Annotated in this window: 20 protein-coding genes; 8 read left to right on the forward strand and 12 right to left on the reverse strand. The window is 73.9% G+C overall.

The window, feature by feature from the left end; genetic code table 11:
• Positions 1 to 109 precede the first annotated feature (109 nt).
• On the forward strand, positions 110 to 748 hold the full coding sequence (locus tag C6361_RS27060) for a TetR/AcrR family transcriptional regulator (protein ID WP_107264262.1): 639 nt from the start codon (positions 110 to 112) through the stop codon (positions 746 to 748).
• Between the two features lie 66 nt (positions 749 to 814).
• Positions 815 to 1,042, forward strand: a complete 228-nt coding sequence (locus C6361_RS27065) for a DUF3107 domain-containing protein (RefSeq protein ID WP_101368237.1) — start codon at positions 815 to 817, stop codon at positions 1,040 to 1,042.
• A 106-nt stretch (positions 1,043 to 1,148) separates the two neighbouring features.
• On the opposite strand, the gene C6361_RS27070 is transcribed toward C6361_RS27065, so the two are convergent.
• Positions 1,149 to 1,841, reverse strand: a complete 693-nt coding sequence (locus tag C6361_RS27070) for a ferritin-like fold-containing protein (protein ID WP_234359027.1) — start codon at positions 1,839 to 1,841, stop codon at positions 1,149 to 1,151.
• A gap of 375 nt (positions 1,842 to 2,216) precedes the next feature.
• Here C6361_RS27070 and C6361_RS27075 point away from each other — a divergent pair, with 375 nt between their 5' ends.
• The 3 genes from C6361_RS27075 (at position 2,217) to C6361_RS27085 (ending at position 5,688) form a co-directional block, all read left to right on the forward strand.
• The gene (locus tag C6361_RS27075; protein ID WP_107269413.1) at positions 2,217 to 3,899 is read left to right on the forward strand and encodes a DEAD/DEAH box helicase; all 1,683 of its coding nucleotides are present in this window, start codon (positions 2,217 to 2,219) and stop codon (positions 3,897 to 3,899) included.
• Positions 3,900 to 5,045 (forward strand): SAM-dependent methyltransferase, encoded by a 1,146-nt coding sequence (locus tag C6361_RS27080; RefSeq protein WP_107269414.1) that lies wholly within the window; start codon positions 3,900 to 3,902, stop codon positions 5,043 to 5,045.
• A gap of 220 nt (positions 5,046 to 5,265) precedes the next feature.
• Entirely contained in the window at positions 5,266 to 5,688 is a 423-nt protein-coding gene (locus C6361_RS27085; RefSeq protein WP_107264264.1) for a helix-turn-helix transcriptional regulator, read from the forward strand.
• Positions 5,689 to 5,708: 20 nt separating this feature from the next.
• On the opposite strand, the gene C6361_RS27090 is transcribed toward C6361_RS27085, so the two are convergent.
• On the reverse strand, positions 5,709 to 6,755 hold the full coding sequence (locus C6361_RS27090; RefSeq protein ID WP_369930560.1) for a hypothetical protein: 1,047 nt from the start codon (positions 6,753 to 6,755) through the stop codon (positions 5,709 to 5,711).
• Positions 6,756 to 6,894: 139 nt separating this feature from the next.
• Here C6361_RS27090 and C6361_RS27095 point away from each other — a divergent pair, with 139 nt between their 5' ends.
• A complete protein-coding gene (locus tag C6361_RS27095; protein ID WP_159079496.1) occupies positions 6,895 to 7,857 on the forward strand; it encodes a C40 family peptidase in 963 nt (320 codons plus the stop codon).
• Between the two features lie 60 nt (positions 7,858 to 7,917).
• On the opposite strand, the gene C6361_RS27100 is transcribed toward C6361_RS27095, so the two are convergent.
• Positions 7,918 to 10,137 carry a RecQ family ATP-dependent DNA helicase gene (locus C6361_RS27100; RefSeq protein WP_107269416.1) on the reverse strand — a complete coding sequence of 740 codons (2,220 nt, stop codon included), beginning with the start codon at positions 10,135 to 10,137 and terminating at the stop codon, positions 7,918 to 7,920.
• A 129-nt stretch (positions 10,138 to 10,266) separates the two neighbouring features.
• Between C6361_RS27100 and C6361_RS27105 the strand changes: the two genes are divergently transcribed.
• On the forward strand, positions 10,267 to 12,966 hold the full coding sequence (locus C6361_RS27105) for a hypothetical protein (protein ID WP_107269417.1): 2,700 nt from the start codon (positions 10,267 to 10,269) through the stop codon (positions 12,964 to 12,966).
• Between the two features lie 46 nt (positions 12,967 to 13,012).
• Here C6361_RS27105 and C6361_RS37695 read toward each other — a convergent pair whose 3' ends face one another.
• Positions 13,013 to 14,881, reverse strand: coding sequence for an AfsR/SARP family transcriptional regulator (locus C6361_RS37695; protein ID WP_234359028.1), 1,869 nt, complete (start codon positions 14,879 to 14,881; stop codon positions 13,013 to 13,015).
• Positions 14,882 to 15,044: 163 nt separating this feature from the next.
• Between C6361_RS37695 and C6361_RS27115 the strand changes: the two genes are divergently transcribed.
• On the forward strand, positions 15,045 to 15,845 hold the full coding sequence (locus tag C6361_RS27115; protein WP_107269418.1) for a hypothetical protein: 801 nt from the start codon (positions 15,045 to 15,047) through the stop codon (positions 15,843 to 15,845).
• Positions 15,846 to 15,971: 126 nt separating this feature from the next.
• On the opposite strand, the gene C6361_RS27120 is transcribed toward C6361_RS27115, so the two are convergent.
• From C6361_RS27120 to C6361_RS27155, 8 genes are all read right to left on the reverse strand, one after another.
• Complete coding sequence (locus C6361_RS27120) at positions 15,972 to 16,718, reverse strand: SDR family NAD(P)-dependent oxidoreductase (protein ID WP_107269419.1); 747 nt, start codon at positions 16,716 to 16,718, stop codon at positions 15,972 to 15,974.
• Positions 16,719 to 17,072: 354 nt separating this feature from the next.
• Positions 17,073 to 18,212 (reverse strand): branched-chain amino acid ABC transporter permease, encoded by a 1,140-nt coding sequence (locus tag C6361_RS27125; RefSeq protein ID WP_107271210.1) that lies wholly within the window; start codon positions 18,210 to 18,212, stop codon positions 17,073 to 17,075.
• Positions 18,213 to 18,289: 77 nt separating this feature from the next.
• A complete protein-coding gene (locus C6361_RS27130) occupies positions 18,290 to 19,180 on the reverse strand; it encodes a branched-chain amino acid ABC transporter permease (RefSeq protein ID WP_107261084.1) in 891 nt (296 codons plus the stop codon).
• A complete protein-coding gene (locus C6361_RS27135; protein WP_107269420.1) occupies positions 19,177 to 19,935 on the reverse strand; it encodes an ABC transporter ATP-binding protein in 759 nt (252 codons plus the stop codon). The genes C6361_RS27130 and C6361_RS27135 overlap by 4 nt, the downstream gene beginning before the upstream one ends.
• Positions 19,932 to 20,675 carry an ABC transporter ATP-binding protein gene (locus tag C6361_RS27140; protein ID WP_107269421.1) on the reverse strand — a complete coding sequence of 248 codons (744 nt, stop codon included), beginning with the start codon at positions 20,673 to 20,675 and terminating at the stop codon, positions 19,932 to 19,934. Before C6361_RS27140 ends, C6361_RS27135 begins: the two co-directional genes overlap by 4 nt.
• Positions 20,676 to 20,678: 3 nt before the next feature.
• Complete coding sequence (locus tag C6361_RS27145) at positions 20,679 to 21,884, reverse strand: substrate-binding domain-containing protein (protein ID WP_107271211.1); 1,206 nt, start codon at positions 21,882 to 21,884, stop codon at positions 20,679 to 20,681.
• A 145-nt stretch (positions 21,885 to 22,029) separates the two neighbouring features.
• Complete coding sequence (locus C6361_RS27150) at positions 22,030 to 23,748, reverse strand: serine/threonine-protein kinase (RefSeq protein WP_107269422.1); 1,719 nt, start codon at positions 23,746 to 23,748, stop codon at positions 22,030 to 22,032.
• Between the two features lie 116 nt (positions 23,749 to 23,864).
• On the reverse strand, positions 23,865 to 25,427 hold the full coding sequence (locus C6361_RS27155; protein ID WP_199853095.1) for a fused MFS/spermidine synthase: 1,563 nt from the start codon (positions 25,425 to 25,427) through the stop codon (positions 23,865 to 23,867).
• Between the last annotated feature and the right edge of the window lie 11 nt (positions 25,428 to 25,438).

Raw genomic sequence — 25,438 nt, forward strand, 5'->3', positions numbered from 1 at the left:
GTGGCAGTGCCGATAAGTTACAGCGGCGGGCTAATTCGGCGGTCGAGTGATCGATCCCTGCTCCGGTCGGAATGAGGTCGAGGGCGTGCGAGGTGAAGCGGAGGTGACCATGACCCAGGTGGGAAACGGCGCGCAGACGGCCGGCCGCCCAACACGTCTGCCGCGCTCGGCACGGCGTAAGCAACTGCTGGCGGCGGCTCAGGAGGTGTTCGTCGCCCACGGGTACCACTCGGCCGCGATGGACGACATCGCCGAGCGGGCCGGTGTCTCCAAGCCCGTTCTCTACCAGCACTTTCCCGGGAAGTTGGAGCTCTATCTGGCGCTGCTGGACACGCACTGCGACGCGATCGTGGCGAAGGTCCGGGAGGCGATGGCCGCGACCACCGACAACAAGGAGCGGGTCAGCGGCGCCGTCCGGGCGTACTTCGACTTCGTCGACCACGAGAGCGGCGCGTTCCGGCTGGTGTTCGAGTCGGACCTGCGCAACGAGCCGGCCGTACGCGAGCGGGTCGAGCGGGTGGAGCAGGGCTGCATCGCCGCCATCACCGACACCATCATCTCGGACACCGGGGTGAGCCGGTCCCGGGCCGAACTGCTCGCCTCCGGGCTGGTCGGCGCGGCCGAGACCGCGGCCCAGTTCTGGCTCGCGGGCGGGCGGCAGGTGCCGAAGGCCGAGGCCGAGGCGCTGCTCACCGGCCTGTCCTGGCGGGGAATCGCGAGCTTTCCGTTGCAGGGCGAGTCAGCCTGAACGTAACCGGCGCGGATCGGATAGCCTTTCCGACGGCGGATCTTTCGCCCCGAACGAGGAGGCCACGTGGAGGTCAAGATCGGCGTGCAGTACGCGCCGCGCGAACTGGTCCTGGAGAGCGCGCAGACGCCGGCCGAGATCGAGCAGATCGTGACCGACGCCCTCAGCACCAACGACGGGACGCTGTCACTGACGGACGAGAAGGGCCGTCGGGTCATCGTGCCGGTCGGCAAGGTGGCCTACGTCGAGATCGCCGAGGCCTCGCCCCGCGCGGTCGGCTTCGTCGCCCGCTGAGCCGGACCCGCTGAGCGGCAGCCGTTGGCTCGGCGCGCTGAGCGGTAGCCGCAGCCCGACCGGCTGACCCGTAGCCGGGTCGGTCGTCCGGCCGGGCGGCGCCGGGTCAGTTGTTGAGCCCGGCCGCCGCCATCCGGGCGGTGTGCGCGGCGGTCAGCCGCTTGAACAGCGCCTGCACCCCCACCTGGTCGTCGAAACCGGTCGCGATCAGGGCGGTCAGCGCCGCCCGCTCGCCGGCGGTCCGTCCGGCCTGGGAGAGTCCCTCCCCGACCAGCCGCCGGGCCCACATGGAGAGCCGGTTCGCGACCTTCGGGTCGGCCTGGATGGCGAGCCGGATCTCCTGACCGGCGAACTCGTCGTACCGGGAGCCGTGCAGCACGTCGAGCACGAGTTGCCGGTCCGGCTCGGTCAGCAGCGCCGCCATCTCCCGGAGGAAGTCGTCCGCGATGGCGTCCCCGACGTACGCCTTGGTCAGCGCCTCCAGCCAGTCCTTCGGCTCGGTCGAGTCGTGGTACGACTGGAGCGCCGGCACGAACGGGGCCATCGCCTCGCCGGGCGGTACGCCGAGTTCGGTCAGCCGGTCGGCGAGCCGCCGGTAGTTGGCGATCTCGACCGCCGCCATTTCGCTCAAGACGGCACGTCTGGCCAGATCAGGCGCCAACCGGGCGTCGGCGGCCATCCGGTCGAAAGCCATCAGTTCGCCGTACGCGACCAGGCCGAGCAGGTCGACGACGGCGCCCGGTACGGCCGGTTGCCGGGCGGGGGACGGGACGGGGGCGGGCTCTGCGGGGGCGGACACGCCCGCAGGGTACCGCCGGACCACCCGCACCGGGCACCGCGCCGGCACCGGCACCCGCCAAGCCGGCCCGCGCTCACCGGTCGGTGACCCGGCGGATCGGATGTGTAACGGATGTCACATCGTCGGACCCCGGTCGCCGGTGGTGTCCCCGGACTGGAGACGTCGTTTGCCGGGCTCAGGTAGCATGGATCAGTTGCCGAAGGAGGCAGAGGTCCGGAGGGTCTCCACCATTACCGGAAATTCTGCTCTGCGGCGCGCGCGTGCGGCCCGGTCTTCTACTCGGCGTTCAGCCGTCGACCGTGTGGCCCGCGCCATACCAGAATCGCGCCCTACGGACGAACGGGGCGCACCACGAGAGGGCACCCCCACAACCACATGAGCGATCACATCGAAAACATCATGGCCGGCCAGGCACTGGCCGCCGACGCACCGGTCCGACCGGAGGCACCCACCTTCGCCGAACTCGGCGCCCGGCGGGAGACCGTCGAGGCGCTTGAGGCGGTCGGGATCACCCGCGCCTTCGCCATCCAGGAATACGCCCTGCCGATCGCGCTGCGCGGCACCGACCTGATCGGCCAGGCGCCGACCGGCACCGGCAAGACCCTCGGCTTCGGCGTACCGCTGCTGGAGCGGGTCTTCGCGCCCGGCGAGGGCAGCGACGGGCTGCCGCAGGCGCTGGTCGTCGTACCCACCCGGGAGCTGGGGCTCCAGGTGGCGAAGGACCTCGCCGCGGCGGGCAAGACCCGGGGCGTACGGGTGCTGCCGATCTACGGCGGCGTGGCGTACGAGCCGCAGGTCGAGGCGCTGCGCAAGGGCATCGAGATCCTGGTCGGTACGCCGGGTCGGCTGCTCGACCTGGCCAAGCAGAAGCAGCTCCGGCTGGACCGGGTGCACGCGCTCGTCCTGGACGAGGCGGACCGGATGCTCGACCTGGGCTTCCTGGACGACGTCGAGAAGATCCTGGCGATGCTGCCGGAGGACCGGCAGACGATGCTCTTCTCGGCCACCATGCCGGACCCGATCGTCGCGCTGTCCCGCCGGTTCCTCCGGCACCCGGTGACCATCCACGCCGGGCACACCGCCGAGACCGGGCCGTCGCCGCAGACCGAGCAGTTGGTCTACCGCACCCACTCGATGAACAAGGTCGAGATCGTCGCCCGGATCATGCAGGCGCGGGGACGCGGCCTGACGATGATCTTCACCCGTACCAAGCGGGCCGCCGACCGGGTCGCCGAGGATCTCGACTTCCGGGGCTTCGCGGTCGCGGCCGTGCACGGTGACCTGGGCCAGGGCGCCCGGGAGCGGGCGCTGCGGGCGTTCCGGGCCGGCAAGATCGACATTCTGGTCGCCACCGACGTGGCGGCCCGGGGACTGGACGTCACCGGCGTCACCCACGTGATCAACTACGACTGCCCGGAGGACCAGGACACCTACACGCACCGGATCGGCCGTACCGGTCGGGCCGGCGCCACGGGTGTCGCGGTGACCTTCGTCGACTGGGACGACATGCCCCGCTGGCGGATCATCGACAAGACCCTCGGGCTGGAGATGCCGGAGCCGCCGGAGACGTACCACACCTCCGCCCACCTCTACACGGACCTGGACATCCCGACCGACGTCGCCGGCACCCTGCCCTCCGCCGAGCGGACCCGGGCCGGACTCTCGGCCGAGGTCGAGGAGGATCTCGGTGGCCGGTCCCGGAGCACCGGTGGCCGACGCGGGCCGGGGCGCGGCGAGAGCGCCGGCCGGTCCCGCGACCGGCGTGGAGGCGGCAGCCGCAGCGCCGGCACCGCCGCCCCGACCGTGCCGGAGACCGAGGTCGGCGGCGAGGACGAGCCGCGCCGCCGGCAGCGGCGCCGGCGCCGGGCGGGCGAGGTCGTCACCGGCTCGCAGGGCACGCCGGAGACGGTCGAGGCCGGGGTGACCCCGACCGAGGCCGGCACCGGTGGCGGCGCGTCGACCGCGGTCGACGCCGACGGGTCCGCCAAGCCGCGCCGTCGGCGCCGCCGCAGCCGCCGGGGTTCCGGCGCCGGTGGCGACGCCCCCGCCGGCGAGTAGATGCCGCAACAGCTCGACGCGGCGCTCGCGCAGGTGCGGGCGCTGCTACTCGATCCCGGGTTGACCCGTGCCGTCGCCGCCGGGCGGCGGCGCGGGCAGCTCCCCACCGTGGTACGCGCCGAACTGCGCCCGGTCGCCCTCAAGTCGGGCGCCCGGCTCCAGATCGTCACCGACGACGGCGCCCGACCGTTCACCCGGAACGTCTCCCCCGGCCCGGAGGCGGACGCGGCGGTCGACGCGCTGCTGGCCGAACCCTTCGGCAACTGGCACGTCGAGACCGAGACCGCCACCCTGCAACTGCGGGTGACCAAGCGGGGCGAGGCACAACTGCACCGGGTCGCCGCGCAGCGGCCCGGGGCGGCGGTCGGCTCGCACGACCGGGTCCGGGAGCACCTGATCGACCCCGGTGACCCGCTCTTCGCCGAGATCGGCGGCAGCGCGGCCAAGCGGCGGCAGGTCGACGCGTTCCTGCGCGCCCTCGCCGCCACCCTGCCGGAGGAGCTGACCGGCCCGCTCCGGGTGGTCGACCTCGGCTGCGGCAACGCCTACCTCAGCTTCGCGGCGTACCGGTACCTCGCCGGGCGGGGCATCGAGGTGGAACTGGTCGGCGTGGACGTACGCGAGGACCAGCGGCGCCGCAACACCGCGCTCGCCGAGCGACTCGGCTACGCCGACCGGGTACGTTTCGTCGCCGGCACCATCGCAGAGGCGACCGTGGAACCCGCCCCCGACCTGGTGCTGGCGCTGCACGCCTGCGACACCGCGACCGACGAGGCGCTGGCCCGGGCGGTGCGCTGGGGTGCCCGCTGGATACTCGCCGCCCCGTGCTGCCACCACGACCTCGCCGCGCAACTGCGGGCACACCCGGCCCCGGGGCCGTACGACGCGCTGGTCCGGCAGGGCATCCTCCGGGAGCGCTTCGCCGACGTACTCACCGACGCGCTGCGGGCGGCGCTGCTCCGGCTGCACGGCTACCGGGTCGAGGTGGTGGAGTTCGTCGACTCGCAGCACACCCCGCGCAACCTGCTGCTCCGGGCCCGGCACACCGGCGCCGAGCCGACCGACCGGCAGCGCGACGACTACCGGGCACTGATCGGCGACTGGCAGCTCACGCCACGCTTGCAGACCCTGCTCGGTTCACCCTGACCCGCACCGCCCGCCCCGGCGACGGCCCCGGGCCGGGGCGCCGACCGGCGGTTCATCGGCCGTACCGGCGGAACTCTCCGGACGATCGGGTACCCGGGGCCGATGCCGGCCGACCGATGGTACGGGCGGGGTGGGTGCGATCAGTCGGGTTGCCGGACGGGCTCGCGGATTACTCTCGAAGGGCCACCCGAGGTCCGGGCGAAAGGGTTTTCCGCTGAGCATCGGTGCCGCACAGGACTCGCCGCAGGCGGCCTTCGCCCGCTTCGTCCGGCGGGCCATCGACGACGCCAAGAGCGAGCGCGGCTGGACCGTCAGCGACGTCGCCGCGCACACCGGCGTGGGCCGCTCGACCCTGTTCCGCTGGCTCGCCGGGGACTGGCAGGACTATCCGGAACTGGCCAAGGTTCGCGGATTCTGCACCGCCCTGGACGTACCCGTCGGGGTGGCCTTCCGGGCGCTCGGCCTGCCCGACGGCGAGCAGCCCGGCCCGCCCCGGCGGGACCGGATCGAGTCGCCGGTGGAGGCCGACCTCCGGGTGATCATGACCCGGCTCGCCGATCCCGGGGTACCGCCGGAGGAGAAGAAGCTGATCCGGGACATGCTGCGCTACCTCGCCCACCGGCAGGTCCGCCGCGCCGGCTGACCCGGTCGGCCCGTTCGGCCTCAGGGCACCGTCAGGGTGAACTCGGCCGTGTGCACCGCGCCGGCCACCTGGAAGTCGAGGTACATCCGGTACCGCCCGGAACTCGGGGCGGCGAGCCAGAACTTCACCGCCCCGCCCGCCAGCTCGGTCTCCGGGTGCACGTGCACGTAGCCCAGGTCGCCCTCGCGCAGCGCCACCAGGTGCCCGTACGCGCCGAGGTACGGCTCCAGGGCGGTGACCGGGTTGCCGCCCGCGAAGACCCGGAACAGCAGCGGCTGGCTGGCCCCGACCTGCGGAGTGCCCTCGTAGGTGACGGTGAACTTGTCGACCGTCGCCTCCCGGGCTGGCGACGGCAGCGGTCGGGGGGCGTAGTCGCCGGCGACCACTAGGTCCACCCCGAGGGTCAGCGGCAGCTGCCCGCCACTGGCGTCGAGCGCGGTGAAGTCGGCGTACGCCCGCCAGATGCCCGGCGACGGCAGGGTCAGCGGCACGCTCCAGGTGCCGTCGGGGGCCATCGTCGGATGCAGGTGCTGGTAGCCGCTGAGATCCCGACGGGCAATGATCATGTGCAGCGGCTTCTCGTGCACCACCGCGTACCCGGTCACCGGCTGGCGGTCCGGGCCGCGCACCTGGAACCGGAAGTCCTGGGCCCGGCCGGCGGTCAGGGTGGTGCTGGTCGGTGCCAGGGTGTAGCCGGCGGTGCTGACGCTCAGGCCGCCCGGCTCGGCACCGCCGCCCGGTCCGGCGGGCGCCCCGGCGGGATGCTCGTGCGGCCCCGTCCCCGGCGGATGCGTGTGGTCCCCGGCGCTGGTCGCGGGCGGCGCGCCACCGCCGGCCGCCGGAGTGTCGCCGCTGTTCACCCGGCCGAGTCCGAAGCCGGCCAGCAGGGCCAGCACCAGCCCGCCCACGGTCAGCGCGAGCCGCACGGTGCCCCGGTCCGGCACGGCCGACTCGACGGGGTCGGCGGCCGGTCGGCGGTCCCGGGCAGGCTCGGGCGCCGTCCGCCGGGCAGCGCCGGACGCCCTGGTCCGCTCGGTCTCCGGCGCCGCCGGCTGCTCACCCGTCACGACCGGCAGGTTACCGTCCCGCCCCGGCGGCGCGGCAGGGCCGGTCACCGACAAGTTCCGGAGAGCGACGCCCGTCACGGTACGAAACCCAGCGGCTTCGATGCGTGGCCTACGGTCGGCATCGATCGTTAGATAGATCGTGTCGACCACCGCATTGCCAGGGCGCGCCGCGGCCCTCGCCGCCGGGATGACCATGGCGTTGTCGCTCGCCCCCGCACCGGGGCGGGCCGCACCGGTCACCGATCCCGCCGAGCGGATCGCCAGCGCCGCCGAGCAGTTGGAGATCGTCGTCGAGCAGTACAACGACCTGCGCGAGGCGCTGCGGGAGACCCGGGCGAACAGCGCGGCGATCCACGCCGAGATGGCGCCGCTGGAGCGCGCGATCGAGGCGCACCGGACCGAGGCGAGCATGATCGCCGCGCGGGCGTACCGCACCGGCGACACCCACGTGCTCGGGGTGCTCGGCACCCTGCTCGGCGCCGCCACCCGGGAGAACCTGGTGGACCCGCTGCTCCTGCTCGACCGGCTGAGCCGGGAGCAGCACCGGGTGATCGCCGCGCTGACCGCCGCACACGACCGGCTGGCCGAGGCCCGGCGCACCGTCGAGGCGCTCGCCGCCCGGCAACGGGGCCAGGAGCGGCAGCTCGCCGCCCGGAAGCTGGCGATCGAGACCGAGCTGGCCCGACTCGCCCAACTGCCCGGACCCGACGAGCCGCCCGCCGGGGCCGTACCCCGGCTGCCGGAGCCGGTCACCGGGGCCGCCGGCAAGGCGGTGCGGTTCGCGTACGCCCAGCTCGGCAAGCCGTACCGGTGGGCCGGGGACGGCCCGGACGGGTACGACTGCTCCGGGCTCACCTCGGCCGCCTGGGCGGCTGCCGGGGTACGGCTGCCGCACAACGCGGCTCGGCAGTACCGGGCGGTGACCCGGATCAGCCGCGCCGCCCGGCAAGCCGGTGACCTGGTCTTCTACTACCGCGACCTGCACCACGTCGCGATCTACATCGGCGGCGGGAAGATCATCCACGCGCCGCGTACCGGCACCCGGATCCGGATCGACCGGGTCGACTACCAGCCGATCGTCGGGTACGGCCGACCCGGCTGAGCCGCCCACGCCGGCTGAGCGGCCGGAGGAACGGGTCGGAGGAGCACGCCGGAGGAGGGGTCAGCCGGCGACGGCGAGGGCGAACGGGAGCACCCCCGGGGCACCGGCCTGACGCAGCAGCCGGGCGACGACCGTCATGGTCCAGCCGGAGTCGACGAGGTCGTCGACCAGCAGCACCGGACCGGTCAGCCCGGCCAACGCCCCGACCAGCGGTTCCGGCAACTCGAAGGCGTCGTGCAGCGCGCGTACCCGCTGGGCGCTGTTGCCGCGCGGCCCGGCGCCGGCCGCCGCGCCGTCCCGGGGCGGCACCTCGCCGAGCAGCGGCAGCCGGCCCACCCGGGCGATCCGGTCGGCCAGCCCGTGCACCAGCCGGGGCCGGCGCCGCGAACCGACCGCGACCACGGCGACCGGGCGGGCCGGCCACGGATCGTCGCCGTGCGCCCACGCCTTCAACACCTCGACCACCGCGGTCGCCACGTCCTCCGGCAGCTCGCCGTCCGACGCCTCCGGCCCGGTCAACGCGCGCAGCCGGCCACCCCAGCCGAGGTCGGAGAGCCGCCCGACGGCCCGCCCCGGGTACGCCTGCTCGGCCGGCCCGATCCTGCCGCGCAGCGCGACCCCGACCGCCTCCAGCCCGGTCGGCCAGAGCTTCTTCGCCGGGATCTCCACCCCGGGGCGGCCGAGGAACGCCTGCGCGGCGGCGAGCGCCGGTGCCGACACCTCGGCGTCGAAGCGGGCCCCGGTGCAGCGGTCGCAGCGCCCGCACGCGGTCGCCGCCGGATCGTCCAGGCAGCGGCGGAGGAACTCCATCCGGCAGCCGGCGGTCGCGGTGTATTCCCGCATGGCCTGCTGCTCGGCGGTACGCGCCTGCGCCACCCGGTGCAGCCGGGCCGCGTCGTAGTGCCACGGCTCGCCGGTGGCCAGCCAGCCGCCCCGGACCCGGCGTACCGCGCCGTCCACGTCGAGCACCTTGAGCATCAGCTCCAGCCGGGTCCGGCGCAGGTCGACGATCGGCTCCAGCGCCGGTGTGGAGAGCGGACGGTCCGGGTGCAGGGCGGCGAGGACGGCCCGGACCTGCTCCTCCGGCGGGAAGGCCAGCGAGGCGAAGTAGCGCCAGATCGCCTGGTCCTCGGCACCGGGCATCAGCAACACCTCGGCCGCCCCGACGGCCCGGCCGGCCCGGCCGACCTGCTGGTAGTAGGCGATCGGCGACGGCGGCGCACCGAGGTGCACCACGAAACCCAGGTCCGGCTTGTCGAAGCCCATGCCGAGCGCCGAGGTGGCGACCAGAGCCTTGATCTTGTTGTCCAGCAGGTCCTGCTCGGCGGCGCGCCGGTCGGCGTCGTCCGCCTGACCGGTGTACGACGCCACCGCGTAGCCCCGGCCGCGCAGGAACTCGGCGGTCTCGCCGGCCGCCGCCACGGTCAGGGTGTAGATGATCCCCGAGCCGGGCAGCCGGTCGAGCTGGTCGGCCAGCCAGCCGAGCCGGTGCGCCGGGCTCGGCAGCTCCAGCACGCCCAGCCGCAGCGACTCGCGGTCCAGCGGCCCGCGCAGCACCAGTGCGTCGCCGAGCTGCTCGGCCACGTCGTCGGTGACCCGGCTGTTCGCCGTGGCGGTGGTGGCCAGTACCGGCGTACCGGCGGGCAACCCGGCCAGGAAGGTACGCAGCCGCCGGTAGTCGGGGCGGAAGTCGTGCCCCCAGTCGGAGACGCAGTGCGCCTCGTCCACCACCAGCAGCCCGGTGGTGGCGGCGAGCCGGGGCAGTACGGCGTCCCGGAAGTCGGGGTTGTTCAGCCGCTCCGGGCTGATCAGCAGTACGTCGACCGTGCCGGCCCCGATCTCGGCGACGATCTCGTCCCACTCGTCGAGGTTGGCCGAGTTGATGGTCCGGGCCCGGATCCCGGCCCGGGCCGCCGCCTCCACCTGGTTGCGCATCAGCGCCAGCAGCGGCGAGACGATCACCGTCGGTCCGGCCGGCCCGGCTCCCTGACGCGCATCCGTCGACGTCGACGCGTCCTCGGCGGACTGCCGGAGCAACGCGGTCGCGACGAAGTAGACGGCCGACTTGCCCCAACCGGTCCGCTGCACGCAGAGCACCCGGCGCCGCCCCACCACCAGCGCCTCGATGGCCCGCCACTGGTCCTCGCGGAGCCGGGCGTGCTCACCGGCCAACCGACGCAGTACGGCCTCGGCCCGCTCGCGTACGACGCCGGCCGGCCCTCGGTCCGCCGGCTCCGCGCCGGTCCGCTCGTCCTCGTCCGGCGTCGGGTTTCCGTCCATCCGGCCTTTCTACCAGCAGGGCACGACGACCCGGCGCACCGTTACCCGGGTGAGGCCTGGCCGGCCTTGTCGCCGACCACGACACTGTGGTGATCTGTGCAACACGCATAGCAACGCCAGGAGGTGCGCATGCGTTCGGTCGCGACCCAGGGACAGCCGACCTCGGGCCGGGAACGGCTGCCGTCCGGAGGCTCGGAGTTCCTCGCCCTGCTGGCCCGGCTGGTGCGCCGGCCGCGCCGGGGGGACCGGCGGCTGCCGCTGGTCTGGCTGGTCCGCTCGGCGGCCTCGCCGGACCTGATCGCCCTGCTGCGCCGGGTACTCGGCCGGGGCCAGCGACGGCGGATCCCGCACGCCGTCCTCGACCTGACCGAGTCGACCGCCACCGACATCGCGGGCGAGTTGCGGGAGGTGCACCGGCAGCTCTCCCTGGAGGCGTTCGGCGGCGAGCGGCTGCGTTTCCGGCACTACCCGCTGGCCGACTGGCTGCTGCACCAGCCCGCGCCGGAGTCGGCGGAGGCGGGCGAGGACCGCCGGCCGGCCCTGGCCCGCCAGCTCCGGGACCGGCGGGGCGCCCGGCCCGGTGGCGAGCCGGCGGGTGCCGGCGACGGCGACCTCTTCTCCACCGCGTACCAGCTCGCCTTCTGGCTGGTCCGCCGGGCGATCCCGAGCGCCGTGTTCCGGGTCGCCGTCTCGGGTCGGGTGCCGCTGCTGGGGCCGCACTACCGGTGGTTCATGCGGCAGCAGTACCTGGCGCCCCGGCAGTCGGTGACCTTCCTCGGCTTCGCCGAACGGCTCACCGCCGGCTGGCGGGACGGGGAACAGCCGGACCAGGTGAACAAGCTGCTCGTGCACGCGTTCCTGGAGGACCTGCGGCAGGCGTACCGGCGCCGGCTCTGGCGGCCGTCGAGCTGGCGGCGGACGGCGTACCCGGTGCTGCTGCTGAACAACGTGACCACCGGCGATCCGGGGCACACCCTGGTCCGGCTGGTCAACGACGTCCGCAACGAGACCGGCCGCAACGACCCGCTGCTGGTGGTCGCGGCCGGCGCCGAACCGCCGCCGGAGCTGCCCGAGCCGTACGCCCTGGTCGACGCCGAGGAGGCGTACGACGAATGGGTGGACGTCCTGCCGGAGACCCGTCGGCTGCGCCGGCCGGCCGCCTGGCTGATCGCCCTGCTGCTCGGCGACCCGAACGCGGGCTCGGAGCCGAGGGGCGGGCTGCTGAACTTCACCCCGCCGGGCCCGCCGTGGTGGAGCCGCCGGTTCCTGCCCACCGCGCTCGCGCTGCTGCTGGTCGCTGGCGCCGCGCTGTGGGCGAGTTCGCGCTGGAACCTGGACTGCCACCCCCGGCCGTTCGACGGCGCGGTCTCGGTCGAGCTGGTCGGCGGCGAGTGCGTCGGCTACAGCGACACGGCCGGGCACGTCTTCAACCGCGACCCGGGGCAGGACCGGCTCCGGGCCGTGCAGCGCCGGATCTTCGCCCAGAACGCCGCCGCCGAACAGGTCTGGCAGCACAGCGCGCAGCGCCGTCCGCTGGTCACCCTGGTCTACCTCGGCACGCTGACCGGGAACCGGACCCGGGCCGACGAGGAGTCGTACGTCTCCGAGCGGGAGGAACTGGAGGGGATGGCGACCGCCCAGTACGCGCTGCTGCGCGAGTCGGCCGGCGCCGACGGTGCCGCGCTGCTCCGGGTGGTGGTCGCGAACGCCGGACAGCAGATGCGGCACGCCGGCCGGGCGGTGGCGATGCTCGAAGGACTCATCCGGGAGGACCCGACCGTGCTCGGCGTGGTCGGGCTGGTGGAGAGCCGGACCAGCACCGCGGCGGCGCTGCGGGAACTCAACCGGATCGGCCTGCCGGCGCTGGCACCGACGCTCTCCGCCGACGGCATGCACGAGAACTCCCGGCTCTATCTCCAGATCTCCGCACCGAACCGGGACCAGGCCGCGCTGATGGACGAGTACGCCCGCCAGGTGCTCCGGGTCGACGGCGCGCACGTCTACTACACCACCGGGGAGAACAGCTCGCTGACCGAGGACCTCTACGTCGGTACCCTCGTCGCCGACCTGCGGCAGCGGTTCGGCGACCGGCTGACCCGGGTCGAGGAGTGGCGTACCGGCCAGCGGATGACCCAGGAGTGCGGCTATGCCGGCGTGCTGGTCTTCGCCGGCCGGTGGTCCGAGTTCGACGGCTTCCTCCGGGCGCTCAAGGAGTGCGGCCCGAACCCGCCCCGGCACCTGGTCGGCGACGACTCGGTCAACCGGTACATGGCGAATCCGGCGCTACGGGCCAGCGCACCCGGCAACCTCCCGGTCACGTACGTCTCGAAGGCGGCCCTGGCCACCTGCGCCTCGCTGCGTGTCGCCCGGGACCAGCGCGACGACGTACGCGGCAGCTTCCTCTCCTGGATCCAGGCCGACGACCTGCTCGACCCGCCCCGCTGCCGGGACGACGGCCCGGCCGCCCAGGTCGGCGAACGGGTCAGTCTCGCCTACGACGCGGCGACCATGGTGGTCCGCGCGGTGGAGAGCCTCGCCGCCCGGCTGCGGCACGGCAGTCCCCGCGAGACCTGGGATCCCCGGGCCGTCAACCCGGCCGGCGTGCACACCGAGGTGCTGCGGCAGAACGCCGAGAACGGCTACCCGGGGGTCAGCGGCCTGATCCGGTTCGCGGCCGACTCGGGCGAGCCGGTGGCGAAGCGGCTCTCCCTGGTCCGGGTCGACCGGGTGACCGACGTCGACACCGAACCGGTCGAGGTCTTCCACTGCGGTACGGCAGACGACCCCGCCGACCAGCGCTGCCGACCGGCCCGCCCCGGCCCGGCCTGACCGCCCTGACCCGGCTGACCCGACGGACCCGGCTGACGGGGAGGGGTCAGCCGTCCCGCTCGGCGTTGGCGGGCCGGCCGAGCGGGGGCAGGAAGACGAGCACCTCGCGGAGCGAGTCGGCCACCTCCATCGGCAGCAGGCAACGCGCGACCAACTCCTCCATCGAGGCGTACGGCCCGCGTACCAGGCGGTCCACCAGGATGTGCCGGCTCTGCTCCGGGGACGGCCCGGGCAGCCCGAGGACGACGTGTTCGGCGACGGCGTTGATGTCGATCAGACCGCCGTCGTCGAAGTTGCGCGGCAGGTCCGGCCGACCGATCCCCAGCTCGGTACGGGCGGTCGGGTAGTGGTAGAGCAGGTACCGGGCATGCTCCCGGCGTACCCGCTGGTCGGTGGCGCTACGCGGGACCGCCGGGGCGGGCTGGCGCCGCCCGCCGCCGAGTACGCGCTGCACGCCACGGTTGAGCAGGATCACGTGCAGGATGCCGCCGAGCCAGTTCACCAGGAAGAGGCCGAGGATCGCGAACATCTGGCCGGTACTCGCCGGAGCCGCCGGGTCCGGATCGCCGCTCTCCATCCCGAGGACGAATCCGACCACCACCGCGAGGTATCCGACGCCGGCCGCCACCAGCCACCTGCTGCGCCGTCGCCAGGCGTAGACGAAGACGACCAGCCAGGTGAGGAGTCCGAAGGTGAGCAGGATGCCGACCGCGCCGAGTACCGTGCCGACGGTGCTGGTCCAGTGCCGTCCGCCCGGCTCGCCGGCTCCCGGCGGCGGCGCGATCGGCAGCAGCGGCGGTGGCAGCAGCACCGGCGGGGGCACCGCCACGGGTACCGGAGGCGGCGCCACGGGCTCGACCGATCCGAGCCGACCGGCCGGCGTGGCGGGTCCGGCCACCGCAGACCGGCCGTCCGGAAAATTCTGCGAAGCCGAAGCCGAAGCCGGAGCCGGAACCGGAACCGGAACCGGAACCGGATCGGCGGCGGTGACCGGTGACGGATCGGCGGGGACCGGAGCCGGGTCGGCGGCGTGGATGGGTGGCGGGGCGGCGGCCGGGACGGGTGGCGGGGCGGCGGCGGGGCGCTCGGCCGCCGTCGCGGTGACCTGCGGTGGCGCGGGACGCGCGGCCGGATCGGGGACGGCCAGCGTCGGGTCGGAGCGCAGGATCCGGCGGTGCAACTCCTGGAGCTGCTCACCGGGCTCCAGCCCGTGCTCGTCACGGAGCAGGGTACGCACCTCGCGGAACGTGTTGAGCGCCTCCGCCTGCCGTCCCTCCCGATAGAGCGCCAGCATCAGCAGGCCGCGCAGCCGCTCCCGTACCGGAAACTCGGCGGCCAGCCGGGCCAGCTCGCCGACCACCTCGTGATGGTGGCCAAGTCGCAACTCGAGTTCGGCCCAGACCTCCAGGGCGCCGGTACGCATCTCCACCAACCGGTGCCGGGCCGAGTCGAAGTACGGCCCGGTCAGGCCGGGGAACGGCTCGCCGCGCCACAGGTCGAGCGCGGCGCGCAGCCCGGCCGCCGCCTCCGGCCACCGGCCGGCGTCCCGGGCCGCCGTCGCCTGCCGGGTAGCCCGCTCGAACCGCAGGGCGTCGACGTCGTCCCGGTCGACCCGCAACAGGTAACCGGCGTCGGTCAGGCTCAACACCTGACCGGGGGTACGCGGCGACCGGCCCGGCTCCAGCACCCGGCGGAGCCCGGCGACGTACTTCTGCACCACGTTGGGACCGTTCGCCGGGGGCTCCTCGGCCCACACCGCGTCGACGATCCGACCGGTCGGGACCGGGCGCCCCGCGTTCAGCAGCAACACGGTCAGGACGGCTCGTTGCTTGCCCGGCCCGAGTTCGAGTTCGCGGTCGGCGTGCCAGGCGCGCAACGGTCCGAGGATCTCGAAGCGCACCGCCTCCTCCACCATGCGCCCATCACCCCCCGGCTGCTCGCGGACCAGCGCACGGCAGTCCGACGGCAGCATAACGGCAGTGGCCGGGTGCAGGTACGCAGTGACTGGTCAGTACGGCGGCAGTCCCGGGGGGCAGCATTTCCGGCGTCGAACCACGGCCCCCGGTGAAGGGAAAGCAATGAACAGAGATATCCGCGCGGCACGCTGGGTCCGGCGTACCGCCGGCCCGACGGCCGCACTGCTCGGCGTGGCGGTCCTGCTGGGCGGCTGCGGGAAGCTACAGGAGGAAGTCGCGACCGTCACGGCCAAGCAGACGCTGCTGGAGACGGTGCCGGACGGCAGCGAGGGACCGTTCCGGTTCAGCGGCAAGGACGGTACGGACGACGTCTCCGGCTCGGTGGACCCCGCGGCGAAGGGGCTGGAACTCTCCACCGCGATCAAGGATCCGGAGCACGGCTTCACCACCACCATCGCGTTCCGAGTCGTCGGTGAGGACATCTGGACGAAGATCTCCTTCACCGGCACCGAGGGACTGACCGGGCTGCCGAAGCTCCCGAACAAGTGGCTGAAGCTGGACCCGGCGAAGCTCACCGACTCGGAGAACGTGCCGAAGTACGAGGGGACCGACCCGGGCAACGCCGGCCCGCTGCTCCAGGCGGCCACCTCCGTCACCGAGGCCGGCAGCGGCAAGTACTCGGGCAGCATCGACCTCACCTCCGGCGAGGCGGCGAAGGTGCTGTCCGCGGAGCAGATGACCGCCCTCGGCGAGGCGGCGAAGCAGGTGCCGTTCACCGCGTCGGTCGACGGTGAGCAGCGGCTGACCTCGCTCACCCTCGACGTGCCGGCGGCCGGCAGCGCCAAGCCCTTCCAGTACGTCGTGAACTACCGGGACTTCGGCAGCACGCCGAAGGTCGCCGCACCGGCGGGCGGGCAGGCGCAGAACGCGCCGGAGCTGGCGTACGAGCTGCTCAACGGCTGAGCGTAGCGGGGCCTGCGGGCCGGGTGGTGGCCACGGGGGACACCACCTGGCCCGTACGCGTCTTCCCGGCCGGGACGCCTCGTCGGGGCCCGCTCGCGGAGGTCGGCTCTCTCTTCCCTCGCCGGGTCAGCGGCCGAGGACCGATCCGCCGTTCACCCCGAGCACCTGCCCCGTCACATAGCCGGCGGCCGGGCTGGCCAGATATCTGACCGCCGCGGCGATGTCGGCCGGCTCGCCGGCCCGCCCCACCAGGGTCGCGTCGACCCGCCGCTGGTGCCCCTCCGGAGTCATCCGGTCACCGAAGAACTCGGTGCCGGCGACGTAGCCCGGGCTCACCACGTTGACCGTGATCTGCTCCGGCCCGAGTTCCTGAGCGAGGTCGTACGCCCAGCCGTGCAGCGCCGCCTTCGCCGCCGAGTACGGCCCACCGCCGCCCCGTTGCGCGGCGATCGAGCTGAGCAGCACCACCCGGCCACCGGGCCGGCGCAGTGCCGGGCGGAGCGCCTCGGTCAGCAGTACGGCGGTGAGCACGTTGCTGTCGAGGTTGGCCCGCCACTGCGCGGCCACACCATCCAGTGTGGACGGGTCGCCGCTCAGGTAACCACCGGCGTTGTTCACCACCACGTCGACGGCGCGTCCGCCGACCGCCTCGGTGACCCGGCCGAGCTGCGCCGGGTCGGTCAGGTCCGCCGGCACCGCCTCGACCGAGCCCGGTCGGCCGAGCCGCTCCCCGATCCGTTCGGCGGTCCTCGCCAACGGTTCGGCTCGGCGGCCGACCACGATGACGTCGTACCCGTCCTCGGCCAGGCCCTCGGCGACCGCCGCACCGATTCCGGTCGCGCCGCCGCTGACCACCGCCAGTTTTTCCGGCATCCGTTCTCCCCGCTTCCCGTCGTGCCCACGCGCGCCGGCCGGGTCGGAGCTTTCGCGGCCGCCCGGCGTGGAACGCCACGCCCCGGAGTCGTCGACCCGGACCGACGAGCCACGCTACCCCGCTACGGCATCACGGAATTGAGCCTGTGGATGAAGCTGGGGGTTGTCCACAGGCGGGGTGGATGGGGTGGCGGGAGGTGGGGGTCGAGGGTTGGCTCGGTGGCATGTCCGAGGAGTCGGTGCGGCCGTTCGAGGAGTTGGTACGGCCGTTCGAGGAGTTGGTGCGAGGGCGGTGCGGGGCCGTAGCGTCCGGCCGGTCAGCACGAGCCGGACGCTACGGGATCAACGGAAGGGTCAGCGGGGTGGGCGGGAGCGGGTGGGTAGGGCAGCGCGGAGCGGGCCCAGGCGGGTGGAGAGGCTGGCCAGGCCGCCGGGGAAGAAGTAGACCGCCAGGATGAAGACCGTGCCGAGCACGAAGAGCGGCTGCGACAGCGGCCCGCTCAGCACCCCGGGCAGCGAGTCCACCGCCGAGGAGGTGCCGAAGGCGGTCAGCCGGTGGTCCAGATACATGTAGAGCATGCCGCCGAGCACCGGGCCCCACCGGGTACCCGGCCCGCCGAGCACCACCATGACCAGCAGCGAAAGGGTCAGCTCGGAGGAGGTCACGTGCGGCGAGGCGCCGCCGACCAGCAGGCAGTAGATCGCCCCGCCGGCGGTGGCCAGCCCGCCGGCCAGGGTGAAGGCGAGCAGCTTGAACCGGTACGGGTCGAGCCCGAGCACCCCGACCCGGCGCTCGTCGTCGCGCAGCCCGGCGAGTACCCGGCCGGTGGGCGAACCGGCCACCCGGTGCACCACGAAGACGACCAGGGCCAGGTAGGCGAGTGCCAGCCAGTACAGGTTGACGGTGTTGCCGACCCCGACCAGCATCGCCGGCAGCCCCGACACGTCCAGCGACAGCCCCTCCTCGCCGCCGGTGAGCCCGCCGAAGTCCCGGGCCACCAGGATCGCGCCGACCTGGGCGAACGCCAGCGTCACCATGGCGAACGCGATCCCGGCGGTACGCAGCGCGATCGCGCCGAGCAGCCCGGCCAGTACGGTGCCGCCGACCAGGGTCAGCAGCGCCGCCTGCCACAGTGGCAGCCCGGCCCGGGTGACCAGGATGTCGGTGCCGTAGACGCCGGCCGCGAAATAGAGGGCGTGCCCGAAGGAGAGCATGCCGGTCCGGCCGAAGAGCAGGTCGTAGCCGGCGGCCAGGCCACCGAAGACCAGACAGATGGCGAGCAGTTGCAGCGTTCCCGGCCCGTTGAGCGGCCCGTCGAAGACCCCCGGTACGGAGATCGTCGAGTACGGCAGTACCGCGAAGACCAGCAGTACCAGCAGCGGTGACCAGGCCCGCAGGGCCGACCGCCGGTCCCGGCGGGGTGCCGGCGCGGCACCGGCGGTCGGCGGTGCGGCCGGCGGGTTGTCCGCCGCCGCCGTCTTCAACCCGGTCATGCCCGTCTCCTCGCCCGGCGCGGTCGTGCCCGTCTCCTCGCTCGGCGCGGTCGTGCCCGTTCGCTCGCTCGGCGCGGTCACGTCGTCGCCGCCCTTCCGGCGATGCCCTGCGGGCGGAGCAGCAGCACGACCGCCAGCAGCGCGACCACGCAGATGTCTCCGGCCCCGGAGGTGCCGTAGTAGTTGACGAACTGTTGGAGCAGCCCCACCGCGACGGCGGCGTACGCGGACCCGACGACCGAACCCATCCCGCCGATCACCACCACGATGAAGGCGAAGATCAACAGGGAGCCGCCCTGGCTCGGCGAGACCGATCCGAAGTAGACCCCGCCGAGCGCCCCGGCCAGCGCGGCGGCGGCCCCGCCGATCGCGAAGACCAGGGTGAACGCCTTCCGCACGTCGATGCCGAGCGCGGTGACCATCTCCCGGTTCTCCACCCCGGCCCGGATCACCAGGCCGTAGCGGGTGTAGCGGAGGAAGCCGAGCAGCGCGGCCAGCACCAGCGCGGCGGCGAGGATCAGCAGCAGACCGGAGTTCGGCACCTTGGCGCCGAGGATCGAGGTGACCCGCTGGGTCCAGTCCGGGCGCGGGAAGGGGCGCGGGTCGGCACCCCAGGTCGCCTGGAGCAGTGCCACCCCGGCCAGCGAGAGCCCGACCGTGACCAGCACCTGTTCGATGGTGCGGGAGTAGAGCGGGCGGATCATCACCAGTTCGACCGCCATCCCGACCACCGCACCGGCGACGACGCCGAACGCGACCGCGAGGACGAAGCCGAAGCCGGACGGGCCGGCACCGGGCAGGTTCCCCGCCGCCCACCAGGTGGCGTACGCCCCGACGGAGAGGAAGAGCCCGTGCGCGAAGTTGAGCACGTCGGCGAGGCCGAACACCAGGGAGAGGCCGGAGGCGACCAGGAAGTAGAGCGCGGCCAGGCCCAGCCCGGTCAGCGTCAGCAGCACGATCGTGCTCATCCGGCCGGCACCTCCCGGGCGGGCTCGGGATGTGACCCGGCCACGCCGACGCCGAGCAGGGATCTGGTCAACTCCGCCTCCCGCAGCAGTTCGGCGGCGGCGCCGGACCAGGCGACCCGGCCGGCGGCGAGCACCACCGCGTCGCTGGCCAGCCGGCGTACCACCGCGAGGTTCTGTTCGACCAGCAGTACCGGCACGGCGACGGCGACCCGCTCCAGCACCTCGGCCACCTCGGTGACCACCTTCGGCGCCAGCCCCTTGGTCGGCTCGTCGACCAGCAGCAGCCGGTTGTCGTTGAGCAGCACCCGGCCGATCGCCAGCATCTGCTGCTGACCGCCGGAGAGCGAGCCGGCCCGCTGCCGCCCGCGCCGCTTCAGCTCCGGAAACAACTCGAAGACCCGGTCGTACGCCGGGGTGCCGCCACGCCGCTCGGCGAGCCGCAGGTTCTCGGTGACGGTGAGGCCGGCGAAGACGCACCGGTCCTCGGGTACGTAGCCGAGACCGTCCCGGACCAGCCGGTGGGTCGGCTCGCCGGCCAGCGACCGGTCGCCGATGCGCACCGTGCCGCGTACCTCGCCGCCGCGCGGGGTCAGCCCGAGGATCGCCCGCAGGGTGGTGGTCTTACCGACCCCGTTGCGGCCGAGCAGCACCGTCACCCCGCTCGGTGCCACGGCGAAGGAGACGCCCTGCAGGATGTGCAGCCCGGCGATCCGTACCGACAGGTCTGCGACGGTCAGGATGGGACTCTCAGTCACAACGACTCACCTAGGTACGCCTCCTGCACCACCGGGTTGGCCATCACGGTCGCCGGGACGTCGCAGGCGAGCAGCGCGCCGTGGTGCATCACCGCGATCCGGTCGGCGAGCCCGAGGATCACGTCCATGTGGTGTTCCACCATGAGTACGGCCCGGCCACTGTCGCCGGTCAACGACCGGATCACCGCGACCAGCTCCGGTACGTCCTCGGCGCTCACCCCGGCCATCGGCTCGTCGAGCAGCATCACCCTCGGCTCGCCGGCCAGCAGCAGCGCGATCTCCAGTTTCCGCTTCTCGCCGTGTGCGAGGGTGCCGGCCAGCGCGTCGGCCCGGTGTGCCAGGCCGACCCGGTCCAGTGCCGCGTCGGCGGCGGCGACCACCTCCCGGTCGGCCGCCGCCCGCCGCCACAGCCGCATCGAGCCACCCCGGTGCGCCTGTACGGCCAGCCGCACGTTCTCCCGCACGCTCAGCGAGCCGAAGACCGAGGACGCCTGGAACGTCCGGCCCAGCCCCAGCCGGGCCCGCTTGTGCGGCGGCAGTGCGCTGATCTCCGTACCGTCCAGCAGCACCTGGCCGGCGGTGGGCCGGCGCAGGCCGGAGACCAGGTTGAACAGCGAGGTCTTGCCGGCGCCGTTCGGACCGATCACCCCGAGGAACTCCCCGGGGGCCAGCTCCAGGTCGACGCCGTCGACGATGGCGACCTCGCCGATCCGCCAGGTCAGGTCGCGGGTGGCGAGCACACCTCAGCCCTTCATCGCCACGGCCGGCGGCGCCGTCTCGTCCGGGGTGAGCACCTTCTGCGACTCCGCCTTCATCGCGTCGCCGGTGCCGCTCAGCCTGGCCTGGAACATCGGCTGGAGCAGCGCGTGGTCCTCGGCCCGGACCGTCATCTTGCCCTTGACCCCGTCGAAGCTCCAGCCCTCCAGGCCGGTGACCATCTTGTCGACGTCGTCGCCGCCCTCCTGCACCGCGCGGACGATCATCTGGGCGGCGGTGAAGCCGTCCGGGTGGAAGAGGTCCAGCACCCCGCCGGGTACGGCCTGCTTGGCCGCCTGCGCGGCCGGGTTGTCGGCGGCGCCGTCGAAGAAGTGCGACAGGAAGGAGATCTTGGTGCCGGCCGCCCCGAAGGTCGGCCAGGAGGCCCGGATGTCCAGCCCGGTGACCACGGTGGTGGCGCCGAGTACGCCCTGCTGGTCGAGGGTCTGCCACATCGCCGGGGCGGTGGTGCCGGCCCAGGCGACGAAGAGCAGGTCCGGCTTGGCCGCCGTCAACTGGCTGGCGAACGGGGTGAAGTCGGTGGCGCTGGCCGGGGCGAGCACGCTGCTCACGGTGGCACCGGCGCCGCCGATGACCGCCTTGACCGCCGCCTCGTTGCTCTTGCCGAACGCGCTGTCCTGGGCGAAGACCACGACCTTCTTGCCGGCCGCGTTGCCGATGAAGGACTTCGCGGTCTGCACGTCCTGGTACGACTGCCGCCCGGACCGGAAGGTGTACCTGTTGACCCCGGTCGCGCCGTCGGTGGCGGCCGGCCCGGAGATGAAGAGCACCTTGTTCTGCGCGGCGATCGGCGCGACCTGGAGCGCGACGCCGGAGGCGGTCGAGCCGGCGAGGATCCTGTGACCCTTGCCGATCAGGTCCTTCGCCGCCGAGACCGCCTTGGCGGGGTCGCCCGCGTCGTCGACCTCGGTCACCTCGACCGTACGGTCACCGATCTTGTTGGTGCCGTCGGTGGCGTACGCCAGTCCGGCCCGGAACCCTTCGATGTACTGCTTGCCGTAGCTGGCCAACGCGCCCGACTGGGAGTACACCAGGCCGACCTTGACCGGTGCGGCGCTGTCGCCACCGCCGCTCGCGGTCTCCTGCGGGCTGCCACAGGCCGTCGTGGCGAGCGCCCCTACCAGCAGCGTGGCGGCGGTGACCAGTACCCGCCGCGTCGTCCGGACCGTCATCATCGCTCCACGTGGGGGTGAAGGTGGGAGAAGCATCGTCGGCCCACGGTAGAAGTGACGTCACGCACGTGCTATGTGGCTGCAACCCACAAGTAACCGGCAGGGGATGGCCCGCGCAGCCAGGCCACCGGGTGGATCGGCTGGGTCAGTGCTTCGGGCCCTTGCCCTTCGGCGGCTTGCCCGGGCCCTTGCCCTTCGAGCCGGCGCGTTCCGGCCCGGCGCCGGAGGACTCCGCACCCTTCGAGCCGGTGTTCTTCGCACCGGCGCCGGGTCCGGGCTGACCGGCTGACCGATCCGGCGGGGGCGGGGTCGCCGGTGCCACCGCGCCGACCGCCCCGCCGGCCGCCGCACCGCCGGTCTCGCCCGGCACGGTGGAGACCCGGGCCGCACAGGCGGTCTCGCCGAGCCGGAACTCGACGGGCAGCGGGTTGCTGCCGGCGTGGCTGCCCACCAGCCCGAACCGGGTCGCGCCACCGGCCGGCAGGGTCGTCTCGGGGCCGGACGCGGGCCGGAGCAGCACCTCCCGGCCCTGCTGTCGGGACTCCGGCGACGGGTGCCGGGTGAGCACCTGCTCGGCCGGGAAGGCGAAGCGCAGCGTCCAGTCCCGGACCGCCGTGACGCCGAGGTTGGTGACCGTGACCTCGGCCTGGAACGACCGGCCGGTGTCCACGCGCAGCACGTAGTCGACCCGGCACGGTGCGGTGCCGCCCATCGCCAGGTTCGTCGCCCCGCCGGCCGGTTCCGAGCCGTTGGCGGCGCCCGCCCAGACCGCCCCGCTCACCGCGAGCAGGCCGACCCCGACCGCCGCGACCCGGACCCGGTTACCGCGCCGGGCCGACGGCCGGCGCAGCCGGACCGGCAGCGGCAGCGGGTCGGTCGCCGACCGGGGCAGCATCGCGGTGTCGGAGTGCGCCGGCGCGACCTGCTGGCGCTCGGCCGGCGCCGGTTCGTCCCGCTCGGCCCGCCGGGACGGCGTGGCCGGGGTCGGACCGACGGTCACCGGCAGCACCACCCCGGCCGCCCGGGCCAGGGTACGGGCCAGCTCGGCGCTCTCCGGCCGCTCCTCCGGCACCTTCACCAGGCAGCGCGCGACGAGTTCCGCCACCTCGGCCGGCAGCCCCGGTACCGGTGGCATCGGCGCCGGCTCGGCGTAGAGGTGCGCCCGCAGCGTCTGGGTACGGGTCGACGCCCGCCACGGCATCCGGCCGGTCAGCGTCCGGTAGAGCAGCAGGCCGAGCGCGTACACGTCGGTGGCCGGACAGACCTCGCCCAGGTTGAGCCGCTCCGGAGCCACGTACGCGGGCGTGCCGTAGAGCCCGCCGTCGCCGTCGCCGTCCCGCTCGCCGACCAGCGCGGAGATTCCGAAGTCGACGACCTTGGCGCCCATCGCGGTGAGCATGACGTTGCCCGGGGTGATGTCGCGGTGCACCACTCCCCGGGCGTGCGCGGTGGCCAGCGCGGCCGCCACCTGGACGCCGAGCACGACCGCGTCCCACCAGGGCATCGTGCCCTCGCGGTCGAGCCAGTTCGCCAGCGTCTCGCCGTCGACCAGCTCCATCACCACGTACGGCACGGTCCGGCCGTACCGCACCGACTCGCCGTAGTCGTAGACCCCGGTGATGTGCGGGTGGCAGAGCCGGGCCGCGGCCCGGGCCTCGGTGCGGAGCCGGTGCCGGAAGGACCGGTCGGTGGCGAGTCTCGGGGCGAGCATCTTCACCGCCACCGGTCGGCCCAGCACCTCGTCGTGGCCCCGCCAGACCACCGACATGCCGCCCTCGCCGAGCTCCTCGATCAGCCGGTAGCGGTCACCGACCAGTTCCGTGCCGTACCGCTGCGACCCGCCCCACCTGCCCCACCCGGTCATGAGGATCTCTCTTGCCCGGACGGCGCCCGGCTACACCTACCGGAGGGGATTCGTCTCCGTCGGTGGTCGACCGGTCGCGCGGCGCGGCGCCGCCCAGCACCGGACTGAGCGGCGGGTCAGGCGGTGGCGAGGAGCTGGTCGACCGGGGCGTACTCGTCGGTCAGCACCATCGCGTCGTCGACGAACTCGTCGAGCGCGGGGCCGGAGAGCACGGTGACGGGTTCCTCCGCCGAGGTGATCAGGCGTTCCCGTACCTGCTGCACCGGCAGCGGCCGGTCGGAGGCGAGGATCACGAAGTTCGCGCCCTGCGAACCGGCCAGCGCGGCCGGCGGTGCGACCAGCGCGATGTGTGGGAACTCGGCCGCCACGGTGGCGACCTCGGCCCGGATGAAGCGCAGCGGCGGGTGGTCGATCACGTTCTGCGCGTAGATGCCGCCGGGGCGGACCACCCGGCGGACCTCGGCGGCCATCTCCCGGGTGGCCAGGTGCCAGGGCACCACCAGGTGCCCGAACGCGTCCCCGACCACCAGGTCGGCGCTCTGTCCGGCCCGCTCCCCGATCAGCATCCGGGCGTCGCCGACCCGGGCCGACAGCTCCGGGCCGATCCGCACGTCCAGCTCGCGGCGGCCCAGCTCGACCAGCTCGCCGTCGATCTCGTAGACCTCGTTGCGGGTGCCGGGCCGGGTCGCGGTCAGGTAGCGCGGCATGGTGAAGCCGCCACCCCCGAGGTGTACGGCCTGAAGCGGTGCCCGGGCCGGTGCCATCACGTCGGCGACCGCCCCGATCCACTTGGTGTACTCGAACTCCAGGTGCCCCGGATCGGCGAGGTCCACATAGGAGTGCCAGGCCGAGTTGAGCACCAGCAGCCGGCCGGTGGAGTTCTCCGGGTCCGGCTCGACCGAGGCGCAGTGGTACGCCGTCTCCACGTCGCACGGGGTCGGCGCGACGGCGGTGAGCGAGGCGCCGGCCAGGCCGAGCACGGCCGCGGCGGCGGTGAGCCGGGACGGCTTCGGCAGCGTGTCACGGAGCTGCCGGCGCAGGTAGCCGGCGAGCACCAGCCCGGTCACCCCGAGCAGGACCGCCAGGCTGATGATGATCACGGTACTCGGCAGGGCGGCGACCAGCACGAAGCCGGTACCCAGCGTCGCGGTGATCGCGCCGAGCGTGCCGATGCTGGAGAGCCGCCCGACCACCTGCCCGGTCTGCCGCAGGTCGCCGAGTTGCAGCTTCACCACCAGCGGGGTGATCGAGGCGAGCAGGGCCGCCGGCAGAAAGATCGCCAACGCGGTGAGCAGCAGGATGCCGACGGCGGCACCGCCGCGCAGCACCTCGCCGGCGTACCGGACGATCGGCAGGGTCAGCGCGGTGCAGATTCCGGCGAGGATCAGGGCCGGGGCGAGCAGCCGGCGCGGGTCCCGGCGGTCGGCGAGCCACCCGCCGACCCAGGCGCCGTACGCGATCGCGGCCAGCGCCACCCCGATCACCGAACTGGTGACCTGGAGGGTGACCCCGACGTACGGGCCGACGAGCCGCAGCGACGCCGTCTCCAGGACGAGTACGGCACCGCTGGAGACGAAGACCAGGGTGGCCGCCAGGCCCGTCGGCAGGGCCCGGGCCGGTGATCCGGGTGGCTCGTCGGCGACGGTGGTGGCCGCCACCTCAGGTGGTGAAGAGTCCATCGCAGCGATGG

The sequence above is a fragment of the Plantactinospora sp. BC1 genome (assembly GCF_003030345.1).
Lineage (GTDB): Bacteria > Actinomycetota > Actinomycetes > Mycobacteriales > Micromonosporaceae > Plantactinospora.